At 58.8% G+C, this 14,077-nt stretch carries 13 protein-coding genes; 8 read left to right on the top strand and 5 right to left on the bottom strand.

Features of this window, described 5'->3' with window-relative positions:
- The 6 genes from ACILRN_RS10895 to mutL form a co-directional block, all read left to right on the top strand.
- The coding region (locus ACILRN_RS10895) for an isoleucine--tRNA ligase (RefSeq protein WP_395688218.1) at positions 1 to 2,188 on the top strand (2,188 nt) is incomplete at its 5' end.
- Positions 2,188 to 2,688 (top strand): signal peptidase II, encoded by a 501-nt coding sequence (gene lspA, locus ACILRN_RS10900; protein ID WP_395688239.1) that lies wholly within the window; start codon positions 2,188 to 2,190, stop codon positions 2,686 to 2,688. The genes ACILRN_RS10895 and lspA, both read left to right, overlap by 1 nt.
- A gap of 46 nt (positions 2,689 to 2,734) precedes the next feature.
- Positions 2,735 to 3,184: a hypothetical protein gene (locus ACILRN_RS10905; protein ID WP_395688220.1), complete on the top strand. Its 450-nt coding sequence runs from the start codon at positions 2,735 to 2,737 to the stop codon at positions 3,182 to 3,184.
- A 43-nt stretch (positions 3,185 to 3,227) separates the two neighbouring features.
- Positions 3,228 to 4,571, top strand: a complete 1,344-nt coding sequence (locus ACILRN_RS10910; protein WP_395688222.1) for a M16 family metallopeptidase — start codon at positions 3,228 to 3,230, stop codon at positions 4,569 to 4,571.
- Positions 4,568 to 5,905 carry a M16 family metallopeptidase gene (locus ACILRN_RS10915; RefSeq protein WP_395688223.1) on the top strand — a complete coding sequence of 446 codons (1,338 nt, stop codon included), beginning with the start codon at positions 4,568 to 4,570 and terminating at the stop codon, positions 5,903 to 5,905. The genes ACILRN_RS10910 and ACILRN_RS10915 overlap by 4 nt, the downstream gene beginning before the upstream one ends.
- The gene (mutL, locus tag ACILRN_RS10920; RefSeq protein ID WP_395688225.1) at positions 5,905 to 7,635 is read left to right on the top strand and encodes a DNA mismatch repair endonuclease MutL; all 1,731 of its coding nucleotides are present in this window, start codon (positions 5,905 to 5,907) and stop codon (positions 7,633 to 7,635) included. Before ACILRN_RS10915 ends, mutL begins: the two co-directional genes overlap by 1 nt.
- Before the next feature lie 8 nt (positions 7,636 to 7,643).
- Here the strand turns inward: mutL and rsmD are convergent, their stop codons facing one another.
- Together rsmD and ACILRN_RS10930 are read right to left on the bottom strand one after the other, a co-directional pair.
- Positions 7,644 to 8,147 (bottom strand): 16S rRNA (guanine(966)-N(2))-methyltransferase RsmD, encoded by a 504-nt coding sequence (gene rsmD, locus ACILRN_RS10925; protein ID WP_395688227.1) that lies wholly within the window; start codon positions 8,145 to 8,147, stop codon positions 7,644 to 7,646.
- A gap of 22 nt (positions 8,148 to 8,169) precedes the next feature.
- Positions 8,170 to 8,943, bottom strand: coding sequence for a pseudouridine synthase (locus ACILRN_RS10930; protein WP_395688229.1), 774 nt, complete (start codon positions 8,941 to 8,943; stop codon positions 8,170 to 8,172).
- A 42-nt stretch (positions 8,944 to 8,985) separates the two neighbouring features.
- Here ACILRN_RS10930 and ACILRN_RS10935 point away from each other — a divergent pair, with 42 nt between their 5' ends.
- The gene (locus tag ACILRN_RS10935; RefSeq protein WP_395688230.1) at positions 8,986 to 9,435 is read left to right on the top strand and encodes a nucleoside deaminase; all 450 of its coding nucleotides are present in this window, start codon (positions 8,986 to 8,988) and stop codon (positions 9,433 to 9,435) included.
- Positions 9,436 to 9,481: 46 nt separating this feature from the next.
- Here ACILRN_RS10935 and ACILRN_RS10940 read toward each other — a convergent pair whose 3' ends face one another.
- Genes ACILRN_RS10940 through purD form a run of 3 tightly spaced genes read right to left on the bottom strand, consistent with a single transcriptional unit; the run spans position 9,482 to position 12,661 of the window.
- Complete coding sequence (locus ACILRN_RS10940) at positions 9,482 to 10,318, bottom strand: patatin-like phospholipase family protein (RefSeq protein WP_395688231.1); 837 nt, start codon at positions 10,316 to 10,318, stop codon at positions 9,482 to 9,484.
- Positions 10,315 to 11,376, bottom strand: a complete 1,062-nt coding sequence (locus tag ACILRN_RS10945) for a phosphotransferase family protein (RefSeq protein ID WP_395688233.1) — start codon at positions 11,374 to 11,376, stop codon at positions 10,315 to 10,317. The genes ACILRN_RS10940 and ACILRN_RS10945 overlap by 4 nt, the downstream gene beginning before the upstream one ends.
- Before the next feature lie 13 nt (positions 11,377 to 11,389).
- Positions 11,390 to 12,661, bottom strand: a complete 1,272-nt coding sequence (gene purD, locus ACILRN_RS10950; RefSeq protein ID WP_395688235.1) for a phosphoribosylamine--glycine ligase — start codon at positions 12,659 to 12,661, stop codon at positions 11,390 to 11,392.
- Positions 12,662 to 12,740: 79 nt separating this feature from the next.
- Between purD and xseA the strand changes: the two genes are divergently transcribed.
- Positions 12,741 to 14,077, top strand: a 1,337-nt coding sequence (gene xseA, locus ACILRN_RS10955; protein ID WP_395688237.1) for an exodeoxyribonuclease VII large subunit, incomplete at its 3' end; no start/stop codon positions are given.

Consider the following 14,077-nt stretch of genomic DNA (forward strand, 5'->3'; position numbering starts at 1 on the left):
CGATTTGGTAGCCCGGCTCCAATCGGCAAGTGTCGTGATCTGGACCACGACGCCATGGACCATCCCCGGCAACCGCGCCATCAGTTTTTCGTCAAGGATCGGCTATGGCCTCTATGAAGTCACCGCAGCACCGGAGGGCAATTGGGCCAAGATCGGCGAACGCTACATTCTGGCCGACAAGCTGGCCGAAGAAGTGATGAAGGCCGCCAAGGTTGAAACCTACCAGCGGCTTGGCGATGTGAATCCGGTGGGTATGGTCTGTGGCCATCCGCTGGCCCATCTTGGCTATGATTTCCCGGTACCGTTGCTTGATGGCGACCATGTCACTGATGATGCCGGAACGGGTTTTGTTCACACTGCGCCGGGACATGGCGCTGACGACTATGTCATATGGATGGAAAAGGTGGGCGGCCCCATTCCATTCACGGTGGATGCCGATGGCTTCTACACCAAAGAGGCTCCTGGTTTCACGGGTCGGCGCGTCATTACTGACAAGGGAGAGAAAGGCGATGCCAACGACGCAGTCATTCGTGCGTTGACGGAAGCAGGCGCCCTGATCTCGCGCGGCCGTCTCAAGCACCAGTATCCGCATTCGTGGCGATCCAAGAAGCCGATCATCTTCCGGAACACGCCCCAGTGGTTCATTTCAATGTCAAGCCACGGCTTGCGCGATGTCGCGCTCAAGGCGATCGACGAGACGAAATTCTTTCCTGCTGCTGGCCAGAACCGTTTGCGCGCCATGATCGAGCAACGCCCTGACTGGGTCATTTCACGGCAACGGGCCTGGGGTGTTCCGATCGCCGTTTTCATTCATCGTGAGACGGGCGCCATACTCAAGGATCAGAAGGTGAACGCCCGCATAATTGAGGCCTTTGCTGCGGAAGGCGCGGATGCATGGTTTGCGGAGGGCGCAGCTCAGCGATTCCTTGGTGCTGAGCGCAGTGTTCTCGAATGGGAGCAGGTCCGTGACATTCTGGATGTCTGGTTCGATTCCGGTTCGACCCACGCGTTCTGTCTGGAGCAGCGCCCTGATCTCAAGTGGCCCGCAGATCTCTATCTTGAAGGATCGGACCAACATCGTGGCTGGTTTCATTCTTCGTTGCTTGAAGCCTGTGGCACGCGTGGGCGAGCCCCCTACGATGCTGTGCTTACCCATGGCTTTGTCGTGGCTGAGGATGGCCGAAAAATGTCGAAGTCGCTTGGCAATATCGTGACACCTCAGGAAGTGATCAAGCAGTCCGGCGCTGATATCCTGCGACTGTGGGTGGCGTCGTCCGACTATGCCGAGGACCTGCGCCTCGGACCGGAAATTCTGAAGACGAACATCGAATCCTATCGCAAGCTTCGCAATACCATGCGCTATATTCTTGGAGCTCTTGATGGCCTTCAGGACTGGGAGATGGTGCCCGCGCGGGATATGCCGGAACTCGAGCGCTACATACTGCATCGCCTGCATGAACTCGAAAGTCAGGTTCGTCAGGCCTATGAGGTGTTCGACTACAAGCGATTATTTGCTCTGCTCACGAACTTTATGACGGTCGATCTTTCGGCCTTCTATTTTGATATCCGAAAGGACTCGCTTTACTGCGACCCATGGTCGAGCTTGCGCCGTCGTTCCTGCCGGACGGTAATGGATCAGCTGTTTCATTGCCTCGTGACCTGGTGGGCGCCCGTGCTGGCCTTCACCATGGACGAGGTTTGGCTGGCGCGCTTTCCTGGCGAGGGCTCTTGCGTCCATCTCATGCCCTTTGCGCGCTGTCCGGGTGATTGGCATGCGCCTGAGCTTGCTGCCAAATGGGACCAAATACGTGAACTGCGGTCGGTGGTTACCGGTGCGCTGGAGATCGAGCGGCAGGTCAAAAAGACGATTGGTTCCGCACTTGAGGCGGCGCCGGACGTCTATGTGTCCAATCCCGAACTGCTCCGGGCAATCGACGGGGTTGATCTTGCGGAGATCTCGATCACATCGGGCGCAAAGCTGATCGCAGCGGAAGGACCGGTTGATGCGTTCCGTCTCGATGGTGTAAAAGGCGTGGCGGTGGTCGTGAACCCGGCTGAGGGCCGAAAATGCGCGCGTTCATGGAAGATCCTGCCAGAGGTTGGATCCGATCCTGACTTTCCCGACGTGACATTGCGCGACGCCGAGGCCGTGCGCGAGTGGCAGGTTCGCTTCGGCAAGGCTGTATGATGCGGGCAAGACTCTGGGGGCCTTCCGCACCGCTTGTTCTGGCGCTGTCGGCCATCGTGTATGGCACCGACCAGACCCACAAGTGGTGGATGATCGACGTCTACGGCATTGCGGAGCGGTCGCCGGTGCAGGTGACTCCCTTTCTTGACCTCGTGCTGGTCTGGAATCGTGGTATTTCCTATGGCCTGTTCAGTACGCATACACAGGACGTGCTGGTTGCTCTCAGTTTCGTCATCTGTCTGGTGCTCTGGGTCTGGGCTTGCACTGCTACCCGGCCGCTGGGGGCCGCAGCCCTTGCCCTGGTCATTGGCGGAGCGCTGGGCAACGCGACGGACCGTTTGTTCCGGGGCGCAGTGGCGGACTTCTTTTACTTTCATTATCAACATTTTAGTTGGTATGTATTCAACTTGGCCGATGTCGCGATTGTTGCCGGCGTTGCCGTGCTGCTGTATGAGGCCTTGTGGTTGGGCCAGACCTTGGACCGCCGTGGAAAAGCCTGAATCTGACGGCAGGTAGCATAGCGGTTCTGGTGAGATGGATAGTCGGATGAAATCTGCCGTCGTTTCGGTCTTGGTTGGGGTGATGGCGCTCGGGCTGGCTGGTTGTGGCAGCACGATGCGAAGCTACCTTGAAAAAGAGACGCCGACCCAGGCTGTATCCGTCGGTCAGGACCTCACGATGCCGCCCGACCTGCGTCTGCCCCCGCCCAGTTCCGCCGCTGCGGCGCCGGCCCCCGCTGTCACATCGACCCAGGCGGCATTGGTTTCTCCATCTGCGCCGGCAACGGCTGGCGCTACACCAGCAGCCCCGGCGGCTGACGGCGTCTACAGCGTCTATACGAACGCGGGCATCTCTCTTTACAATGCCGATGGAACAAAGAAGACCGACCAGCAACTGCGCGAAGAGTTGCAGGCCTACTACATTGCCCAGAAGAAGGCCAAGAACCCGAACTACGGCACTGTCTTCAACATTGGCAATATCTTCAAGGACGAATAACCTACCAGAGAGGCCCTGCCCCGGCAGGGCCCGAGGAAAGCTCATGACCTTGTTCCGGTGGCTGCTTCCCTTTGTTCTGTGCTTTCCTGTCGTCGTGACCCCCGCTCATGCGCTCAAGGTTCAAGTCACGACCTTCACACTAGAGAATGGCCTGCAGGTGGTGATTATCCCAGACCACCGTGCACCCGTCGTAACCCATATGGTCTGGTACAAGGTGGGAGCGGCGGATGAACCGCCAGGAAAGTCTGGCATCGCACATCTGCTTGAGCATCTGATGTTCAAGGGTACAGCGAAATATCCCGATGGTGCATTCAGCCGAATTCTTCGCGCCAATGGCAGCCATGAGAACGCCTTCACGACGCATGATTATACGGTCTATCACCAGCGCATCACAAACGATCGCCTGGCCCTGGTCATGGAACTGGAGGCTGATCGGATGCAGAATCTCGTTCTTGCGGAAGAGGATGTATTGCCCGAGCGTGACGTTGTTCTTGAGGAGCGGCGTGAACGCACGGAAAATGATCCCGCGAGCCTGCTTGACGAGCAAATCGATGCCGCTCTTTATACGGCGCACCCTTATGGCAAGCCTGTGATCGGCTGGATGAGCGAGGTTTCCCAGCTTACGCGCGCGGACGCGATGAATTTCTATTCCAATCATTATCAGCCAGCAAATGCAATCCTGATCGTGGCCGGTGACGTTGTGCCCGCTGACGTGAAACGTCTTGCAGAGCGTTACTACGGTATCTTGCAGAACAAGACCTCTCGCGCCCTGAGATCGCGGGTGACGGAGCCGCCGCCAACGGCAGAACGCCGCGTCATCATGCGCGATGAGCGCGCGGGGTCTCTTCTCTGGCAGCGCCAATACCTTACACCACCGGCACGCAAACTTTCCCAGCGCGAGGAGAACGCCAACGAGATTCTGGCGGAGATTCTGGGTGGCGGTACCCAGAGCCGACTTTACCAGGCACTGACCGTTCAGCAAAAAATTGCCACCTTCGCTGGTGCGTGGTTCAGTGCCGCCGAACTAGATCATGGGACCTTCGGGATCTACGCCGCGCCGAATTCCGGCGTTGCCATGGAAGACCTTGAGGCCGCAATCGACGCCGTGCTCATCGAGTTGGTCAAAAAGGGCATAACGGAGCAGGAACTCTCGAGAAGCCAGGAAAGAGCTGTTGCGAATTCTGTTTATCTGCTCGATTCCCAGGAGGCTTTGGCCAGGATCTTTGGTGTTGCGCTGGCGACAGGTCAAAGTATCGATGACGTGCTCAACTTTGAAGCGGACATGCGTGCGGTAACCGTTGCAGAGGTGAATGCTGCGGCCCAGCGATTGTTTGACAGGCGGGCATCTGTGACTGGCCTGCTGTTGACGGAGGAACAGACTCCTTGAGAACCAGCGACCGTCGTCTTTCATTCATTGGGCGTTTTGTCCTCGCCATCTGTTTGCTTGGCCTCGCAAGCAGCTTTGCTCACGCCTTCACCATTCAAGAGGTGACAAGTCCGGGTGGCTTGAAGGCCTGGCTTGTAGAGGAGCGGGCTATCCCTCTCATTACAATCAATTTTTCATTCCGCCCTGGCAATGCCGAAGACCCGGCCGGCCAGGAGGGCGTGTCGGAGTTTCTCACTGGCATGATGGACGAGGGGGCAGGTGCCATGCTCGCCGATGAATTCCAGAGAAAACGAGAGGCATTGGCCTTTCGAATGTCATTTGACTCAGGAGCAGATTTTTTTGAGGGCAGCTTCCAGACCTTGAGCCACAATCGGCATGAGTCGTTCGATCTTCTGCGCATGGCCATTACCGAGCCGCGTTTTGATCCGGAGCCGCTTGAGAGGGTTCGAAAGCAATTTCTTCTCAACATAAAGGAAGACCTGCAGAACCCACAGAGCATCGCATGGCAGGCGTGGGCCACGAAGAGTCTTCCGAATGATCCCTACGCCCGGCCGAGTTCAGGAACTGAAGCCAGTATGAGCGCCATTACGGCTGTTGACCTGCATGCGGCCCACCGTCGAATTTTCAATCGGAATACCCTGCAGGTCGCAGTTGTTGGCGACATAACGGGGGCTGAGCTTGGGCCTCTGCTTGATCTGATCTTTGGGGGGGTGCCAGAAAAGTGGCCCGACCGGAAGGTGCTGCCGCCTGCACGCGCGGAGATGGGCCCAGCTGTCACGGTCATAGACCGTGATATGCCGCAGAGCGTGATCGTATTTGGGCACGAGGGCCTTCTCAGGAGTGATCCTGACTTCATCCCAGCTTATGTGATGTCCGAGATTCTTGGCGGTGGCGGGCTCACCTCCCGCCTGGCTCAAGAGCTTCGAGAGAAGCGCGGTCTTACTTATGGTGTCAGTTTCGGACTATCGCCCATGCAGCGCGTCGGCCTTTATGCTGGCGTCCTGCAGACGAAGAACGAGTCTGCTGGTGAAGCTCTTGAAGCCGCCAAGAGCGTCATTGCCCGTTATGCGGCGGAGGGACCCACGCAGGTGGAACTCGATGAGGCGAAAACCTACCTGATAGGCTCCTATCCCTTGCGGTTTTCCAGCAATGCTGCGATAGCGGGACAGCTTCTTGCTTTGCAGCAGCAGGAACTTGGCGTCGATTACGTTAAAAAGCGCAATTCCCTGGTTGAGGCTGTCACCCTTGAACAGGTACGCGAGCAGGCTCGGCGGCTTCTTCACCCGGACCGCATGATCGTCTCCGTTGTTGGCCGTCCCAAAGCCATCAAGTGATGACTACGCCCCAGATAAGAAGACTTCCGGAAGGTACGATCAACCGTATTGCGGCTGGAGAGGTCATCGAACGTCCAGCAAGTGTTGTAAAAGAACTGGTCGAAAATGCGCTTGATGCGGGCGCTGCCCAGATTGATGTCGCATTTCGCGGCGGCGGAAAGAGCCTCGTCCGCGTTGCCGATGATGGCGTCGGCATGGGGCCTGAAGACCTTGCTCTTGCCGTTGAACGTCATGCTACCTCAAAGCTCTCAGATGACAATCTCACCGACATCCGCTTTCTGGGTTTTCGGGGCGAGGCACTTCCATCAATCGGCGCGGTAAGCCGGCTGGTCATTACCTCCCGTCCGAGAGCGGGTGGTGAGGCCCATATGATCAAGGTGGAAGGTGGCGTTCTTTCGCCGCCGCGCCCGGCCGCATTGAGCCGTGGCACCGAGATTGAAGTGAAGGACCTGTTCTTCGCAACTCCCGCCCGCCTTAAGTTTCTCAAGGCTGATCGAAGTGAGACTGCGGAGGCGGCGGATGTCGTCCGCCGGATGGCGATTGCCCATCCAGGCGTGGGCTTTTCGTTCACCACGGAAGAGCGCCGTCTCATTGATGTGCCGGCAGGACAAACCGAAGATGAGCGGCTGGCTCGCATCCTCGGTGCGGACTTCATGGATAATTCCGTGGCCTTCGCGCTGGAACGTGATGGCTTGAGGCTGCGCGGGTATGCGGGGCTTCCAACCTATTCCCGGAACACATCGGGCCAGCAATACATGTTTGTGAATTCACGGGGTGTGCGCGACAAGGTGCTCGCCGGAGCCATCCGTGGCGCCTATGCCGATGTGATTCCGGCTGGGCGCTATCCGGTTCTGGTGCTTCGGATCGATTGCCCATCCGAACGTGTGGATGTGAACGTGCACCCCGCAAAGTCGGAGGTGCGTTTTCGCGATTCGGGTTTGGTGCGTGGTACGATCATCAGCGCCATTCGAGAGGCGCTCGGACATCGGCGCCTGCCCGATACAGCGCTCTCACAACAGACAGCCGCCCGTTTCCGAATCACGGGTGGCCCCACATACCCGGCAGGTTTTGCAGAGGTGCAGCAAGCGCTTGACATGAATATGCCGCCAGTTGCGTCTGCTGAGCGTGAGACTGAGACGGTTACCAACGACTTTCCGCTGGGTCAGGCTCGCACCCAGGTTCATGATAACTACATCGTGGCGCAGACTCGTGATGGAATTGTGCTCATCGATCAGCATGCGGCACATGAGCGCCTTGTCTACGAGCGGCTGAAGCGTGAGCGTGGAGAACGTGGAATTGAAATCCAGCCCCTGCTTGTTCCTCTCGTTGTTGATCTCGATTCCGTAGAGGTTGAACGTCTCTGCGGCGCATCCGAAGTGCTGGCGCAGAGCGGTCTGGTACTCGAAGGATTCGGAGAGGGCGCAGTGATCGTCCGTGAGGTTCCCGCTGCCATTGCCAAAGCCGATATCGCCGGAATCCTCCGTGATGTGGCCGGGGAACTCTCCGAACTCGGCGTAGCGTCCAGTGTGGAGGAGCGCATCAACCATGTGCTGGCGACCATTGCGTGCCATCATTCCGTTCGCGCAGGGCGCCGGTTGAGGCCCGAGGAAATGGATGCACTGTTGCGCGAGATGGAGTCGACTCCGAATTCCGGCCAGTGCAATCATGGTCGGCCGACCTTCATCGAGCTAAAGCTCTCTGATATCGAGAAGCTTTTCGGGCGGCGGTAGCAAAGACCTTAACCTGTGAACCGGAAAAACCAGACTTTCGTCTCGCCATAACTGCGCTCGTCTATGAGGTCCAGCCCTGCTGCCGGTGTCAAATCTGCCTTGATGGTCTCCTCCAGTATGACAACGGCGCCAGTATTCAGCCAGTGACCCGAAACGAGTGATGCCAGTGCCTTTTCGCCCAAGCCCTTGCCATAGGGTGGATCGGCAAAGACGAGGTCAAAACCCGGTTGCGGTGCGCAGGGCCCCAGAACCGTCGCATCGCGGCGCCAGATCTTAACCTGACCTATTATGCCAAACGCATCGGCATTGCGACGGATAACGCCGCGCGCGGCGGCACTCTCGTCCACGAACTGGCAAAACCGCGCGCCACGAGACATGGCCTCAAACCCCAAGGCGCCGGTGCCAGCAAAGAGATCCATCACGCGGGCGTGATCGAGATCGAACCCCTCAATGCCGTGAGCCAGTATGTTAAAGATCGATTCCCTGACCCGGTCCGAGGTTGGTCTGGTCATCAAGCCGTGCGGTGACACGAGGCTATGACCCTTGAACTTTCCGCCGACGATCCGCATGTTTATCCTTGAAAAAAGATGGGCCGATGCTGGATTTCATTACCCGGGGAGGTACTTCCTCAATTCCGCCGCGTGCCAAATCGCCAAGCTGGAACGGCCCAAAGCCCGTACGGATCAGCCTGTTTACCTGCAGACCCAGATGCTCACAGATTCGCTTCACCTCGCGGTTCTTGCCCTCGCGGATGGCAATGGTGAGCCAGCAGTTGCCGCCTTGAACGCGCTCGATTTTTGCTTCAATTGGTCCGTAACGGACACCGTCGATCTCCACGCCTTTTGCGATGGCTGCAAGTTGCTGATCGCTGACCTGGCCAAAGGCGCGCACCCGATAGTGGCGAATCCAGCCTGATGCGGGAAGTTCCAGAAAGCGAGCCAATCCACCATCATTGGTCAGTAGCAACAGGCCTTCGGTATTAATGTCAAGCCGACCAATCGAAACGACCCGGGGCAATTGTTCCCTGAGCTTTTCAAATACGGTGGGGCGGCCCTGCGGGTCGCGGTGAGACACGACCAGACCGGCAGGTTTGTGGTAGCGCCACAGCCGCGTCTCATCCTGCTGGGGCAGTGGTTGCCCATCCACCAGAACGACATCACGCCGTGTCACGTTGGTTGCCGCGGTGCCAAGAATCTGGCCATTGACCTTAACCCGGCCTTCTGTGATCAGCCGCTCGGCATCCCGCCGCGAGCAAACCCCTGCCCGAGCGATGACCTTGGCGATCCGTTCGCCCTCGAATGTGCTCATCTTGACCTTGACCTCATCATGGACTCATGTGGCAGAATGCAGATGAAACTGCCAGAGCCAATGCAGGCTGCCTTCGAGGAGGCAGAAGCCGCCGCCGCCCGTGGCGAGGTGCCCGTGGGCGCAGTAGTGGCGGATGGAAACGGGCGTGTCATTTCCAGGGCCGGAAACCGCACCCTCGAACTCAAGGATCCTACTGCTCACGCCGAAGTTCTGGCAATCCGCGAGGCAGCGAGGGTGTTGGGATCAGAGCGGCTTGCCGGTCATGATCTTTATGTTTCCCTTGAGCCCTGTGCCATGTGTGCGGGGGCCATTTCCCTCGCTCGCATCCGCAGGCTTTACTTTGCCGCCAGTGACGAAAAAATGGGGGCGGTCGAGCATGGCCCCCGTTTCTTTGCTCAGTCGACCTGCCATCATGCACCCGATGTCTATGGCGGCATTGGAGAGGTCCGGGCGCAAAAGCTCCTCAAGAGCTTTTTTCAGTCGCGCCGCTAGAGCAAGTCTTGAGTCCCACCCGCGCGCGATATGCTCTCAGACTTTCCTAGAGTTTGCTGGTGATACGCCGTTCCAGTTCATATTTGAGCTGGTCCTTGGCAGTTGCGGCTTGCTCCATCACCTCCTTGAACCGGAAAAAGTCCGTACCTGTGAATGACTCAATGGCTGGGCGGATGTAGATATCGGGTGGGTTCAGCGCGCGGCGCAGCGTCGCTACTTGATGAAACAGGATGAGCAAGGAGCCCACCGCAAGTTCCATGTTCGTGCGGTGCGAGCCGTTGGCCTCTCGCGGGCGGCCAGTGACGTCGATCGCCACCACGATATCGACGTCTTGCCGGACGTGATCAAAAGGAACTGGATTGGTGACGCCACCATCGACAAACGTATGGCCGTCATACTCGGGACCTAGAATGATGCCCGGGACTGCGATCGAGGCGGCTACGGCCTTGACCAGTGGCCCGGAGTCAATCACTCGCTCCTCCATGCTGTCAAAGTCGGTGGCGATGACCTTGAATGGGATGGGCAGATCCTCGATGTGCTGCGGTAATGAGTCGGGAAGCGCAAGGCTTGCCAGTGTTTCGCCCTGGATGTGCATCGAAGCGAGGCCTTTCATGGCCAGCAGGTCGAAGGGGCTTACACGCTTCTCGCGGAAGGCATAGCGCAGGGCGCCCATCCGATTGGACAGCAGCATTTCGGCGCGCTCGCGGATATCGCGTGCCGACATGCCGCCTGCATAGCCAGCGCCTACCAACGCCCCGATCGAGCACCCCGCTATGACCTTGGGCTTGAGGCCGAGCTCGTCAAACACCTCGAGGATCGGAATGTGGGCAAGACCGCGCGCACTGCCGCCACCAAGTGCCAGGCCGATTGTCGGGGTTGTCATGCGCCGGCTCTCCGTGCGAATTTCCAAGCCGTCTGAGCGAGTGGCCGGACCTGACCGGCCATCGCCTCTGCTGCGGTGCTGGCGGCAGTTCCAGCCCGTACCCGGCCCAATATGCCTTGGAAAATGGCTGCAAGCCTGAAGAAATTATATGCAAGGTAAATGTCCAGATCGGCAATCATTGTCCGCCCGGTGAGTTGGCAATAGCGTTGAATGTAGCTCTCGATGCTGGGAAGGCCCGGTTCGTGCGCATGATCAAGCAAGGAACCAACTCCAGCGCCTGACTCCGAAACTGGCATATGCCATTGCATGAGGTGGTAGGCGAAATCAGCAAGAGGATCTCCCACTGTGGAGAGTTCCCAGTCGAGGACTGCCAGTATGCGGGGCTCAGATTGGTGGATGATGCAGTTATCGAGACGAAAGTCTCCGTGTACAAGGCTGGCGCCAGAGTCTGCCGGGCAGGCGCCTGGCAACCAGCCTATAAGTTGGTCCATCTCGACAATCTGCTCTGTTTCCGAGGCACGATACTGATCGCTCCAGCGCTTGATCTGGCGCGCGATGTAGCCGTGCGGTTTGCCAAAGTCCGCCAATCCCAATTCTGCGATATCAAGTCCATGCAGTCTAGCAATTGTCGAGCCGATTTCATCAAAAAGTGCCGCGCGCGCGTTGCCGGAAAGCCCTGGCGCGTGAGGCTCCCAGAAGATGCGTCCTGACACATGCTCCATGATGAAGAATGGAGAGCCGATTATCGCCTCGTCCGTACAGAGATGAAGTGGCTTGGCGACAGGGAAGCCGGCGCCATGCAGAGCCAATGTCACGCGGTATTCGCGTTCGATCGCATGCGCTGACGCAAGCAGAGTGCCGAATGGCTTTCGCCTCAGCACATAGGTCGCCGCGGGGGTTTCGATACGATATGATGGATTGGACTGACCTCCCTTGAAGCGAAAAAGGCGTAAGGGGCCCGTGAAATCCTGGATATGCTTTGTGAGATAGGGCTCCAGTGTTGTGGCCGGAAGGTCTGAAGCCGTCATTCCGGAAAAAGTTGTCTGACGGTCAATCATAGCGATGGTCTGATCAGTCTCCGGTCCGGGTAAGGGCCCGCCAGCCGATGTCTCTGCGGCAGAAGCCTTCCGGCCAGTCGATGCGGTCGACCGCGGCATAGGCGCGGGCCTGCGCCTCCGCGATCGTCCTGCCGCGTGCCGTCACGCCGAGGACGCGACCACCATTGGCAACAATCCTTCCGTCTTGTAGGGCCGTTCCAGCATGGAAAATCTCAACACCTTCCGTTGCGGCTGCACCTTCAAGTCCGCGTATCTCTGATCCTCTCAGGATCTCGCCAGGGTAGCCCTGCGCACACATGACAACGCAGAGGGCCACATCGTCGAACCACCGCACCCCCACCTTGTCGAGTGTGCCGTCGCAGCAGGACAGCATCAGCGTCACGGGATCATCCTTTAGCCGCATCATCAGCACTTGGGCCTCAGGGTCGCCGAAGCGGCAGTTGTATTCAATGAGCTTCGGACCGTCGCGTGTCAGCATGAGACCGGCATAAAGCACGCCGACATAGGGGTGACCCATCTCTGCCATGGCTTTGATGGTGGGTTTCACGATCTGTTCGAGCGCGGCCTCGCACAGGGCTGGTGTCATGCAGGGAGCCGGAGAATAGGCCCCCATCCCGCCTGTGTTGGGGCCAGTGTCGCCATCGCCCACCCGCTTGTGATCCTGTGCTGTGGCGAGAGGCAGGGCATGCCGTCCGTCGGTGAGAACAAAAAAGCTTGCCTCTTCACCCTCAAGAAACTCCTCGATCACGCAGTCGGCCTCTCCAAACCGCCCCGAAAAAATTGCCTCAATGGCCGTGCGTGCCGTTGCCATGTCCGTGGCGACTGTCACCCCCTTGCCTGAGGCGAGGCCATCTGCCTTGACGACCACGGGAACGCCTCTTGCCTCAACATACGAAATGGCTGCCGACTTGTCCGTGAACCGGCCATAGGCGGCTGTCGGGATGCCGTACTGGGTGCACAAATCCTTGGTGAAACCCTTGGAGCCTTCAAGCTGGCTGGCAAACTTGCTCGGTCCGAAGCATTTGATCCCGGCTTTTGCAAGGCTGTCCGCCAGTCCTGCCACAAGCGGCGCCTCAGGTCCAATCACCACGAGCCCAATGTCCTTGGTATGGCAGAAAGCAACGACCGCCTTGTGATCGTCTGCGGCGAGCGCCACGTTATGCGCGATCTGATCCGTACCGGGGTTGCCTGGCGCCACGAACAGCGTGTTGCAAAGAGGGCTTGCCGCCATGGCCCAGGCCAGAGCGTGTTCGCGACCACCGGAGCCGATCAGCAGAATGTTCATGACATGTGCCTTGAGGCAAAATCTTGCATTCGTGAGCCTTCTCGCATTTGATGGACGAGAATCATAGAGCGGATTTTCGATGTCCACCATCTGGGAGCATGACCCCGAAACTGGCGAAATTCTGGAACCGGCTAGACCCAATGCCGCCGAGTTCTCGGTCTCCGAATTGGCGGGGGCACTCAAGCGCACGCTGGAGGATCGCTTTGGCCAGGTGCGTGTGCGCGGAGAGATTTCAGGCTTCAGGGGCGCCTCAGCATCCGGCCACTGCTATTTTGGCATCAAGGATGAGGGAGCCAAACTCGATGCGGTGATCTGGAGGGGAAACTTCACCAGATTGAGATCCCGCATTCAGGAGGGATTGGAGGTGATTGCCACTGGTAAGATCACCGCCTACCCGATGAAATCCAATTACCAGATCGTCATTGATAACCTTGAACCTGCCGGCGTCGGGGCACTGATGGCGCTTCTGGAGGAGCGGCGGAAGAAGCTGACAGCCGAAGGTTTGTTCAGTCCTGAACGCAAGCGGCCCATACCCTATCTGCCTAGGGTCGTTGGAGTCGTAACGTCGCCGACTGGCGCGGTGATCCGCGACATTCTTCATCGCCTCAATGAGCGCTTTCCGCGCCATGTGCTTGTTTGGCCGGTGCGAGTGCAGGGCGAGACTTGTGCTGCAGAGGTAGCGGCTGCCATCTCTGGTTTTAATGCCATGGAGCAGAAGCCCGACGTGATCATCGTCGCACGCGGAGGTGGATCGCTGGAGGACCTGTGGGGCTTTAACGAAGAGGTGGTAGTTCGAGCCGTTGTGGCAAGTGAAATCCCAGTGATTTCCGCCGTTGGCCACGAAACCGATACAACCCTCATCGATCACGCCGCCGATCTTCGGGCGCCTACGCCGACTGCGGCGGCCGAAAAGGCCGTTCCAGTACGTGCCGAGCTTCTCGCCGAGGCTGCCTCGCTCCACGCCCGCCTGCAGGGGGGCGCGCGCCGTGCCATGGCTGAGCGGCGTACGCGCCTTGTTTCGGCGGCTCGCGCCCTGCCGCGGCCGGATGAAATCCTGGCTCTGGTGCGTCAGCGCCTTGACGCAGCAGCCAGCCGGCTCGGTCAGGCGCTCAAGGCCAATACGCGCGAGCACGGAGCTCGTCTGGGTCGTATCTCGCCCCGTCTGGGCCTTGCACCTCTGCGTGTGCTGATTGCCAGTGAGCGACGGTCGCTTGAACTCTCCGGCCAACGGGCAGCACGAGCGATTGCCGGTCTGTTGACGCTTCGGCACCAGCGCCTCGCTGCAGTTGCTAAGCTGGCGGACTCATTGTCCTACCGATCGGTATTGCGGCGCGGCTTTGCGCTGGTGCGTGATGGAACTGGCCAGCCGGTGTATGCTGCGGCGGGCGTTCAGCATGGTCAGGCTCTGCGCCTGGA

Source organism: Aestuariivirga sp. (assembly GCF_044238155.1).
Lineage (GTDB): Bacteria > Pseudomonadota > Alphaproteobacteria > Rhizobiales > Aestuariivirgaceae > Aestuariivirga.

Excerpts from the sequence above, each read along its gene's own strand:
- ACILRN_RS10940 (WP_395688231.1), bottom strand. The coding sequence starts at position 10,318 with ATGACAACCCCGACAATCGGCCTGGCACTTGGTGGCGGCAGTGCGCGC.
- mutL (WP_395688225.1), top strand. The coding sequence starts at position 5,905 with ATGACTACGCCCCAGATAAGAAGACTTCCGGAAGGTACGATCAACCGT.
- ACILRN_RS10930 (WP_395688229.1), bottom strand. The coding sequence starts at position 8,943 with ATGAGCACATTCGAGGGCGAACGGATCGCCAAGGTCATCGCTCGGGCA.
- purD (WP_395688235.1), bottom strand. The coding sequence starts at position 12,661 with ATGAACATTCTGCTGATCGGCTCCGGTGGTCGCGAACACGCTCTGGCC.
- ACILRN_RS10945 (WP_395688233.1), bottom strand. The coding sequence starts at position 11,376 with ATGATTGACCGTCAGACAACTTTTTCCGGAATGACGGCTTCAGACCTT.
- ACILRN_RS10935 (WP_395688230.1), top strand. The coding sequence starts at position 8,986 with ATGAAACTGCCAGAGCCAATGCAGGCTGCCTTCGAGGAGGCAGAAGCC.
- ACILRN_RS10910 (WP_395688222.1), top strand. The coding sequence starts at position 3,228 with ATGACCTTGTTCCGGTGGCTGCTTCCCTTTGTTCTGTGCTTTCCTGTC.
- rsmD (WP_395688227.1), bottom strand. The coding sequence starts at position 8,147 with ATGACCAGACCAACCTCGGACCGGGTCAGGGAATCGATCTTTAACATA.
- lspA (WP_395688239.1), top strand. The coding sequence starts at position 2,188 with ATGCGGGCAAGACTCTGGGGGCCTTCCGCACCGCTTGTTCTGGCGCTG.
- ACILRN_RS10905 (WP_395688220.1), top strand. The coding sequence starts at position 2,735 with ATGAAATCTGCCGTCGTTTCGGTCTTGGTTGGGGTGATGGCGCTCGGG.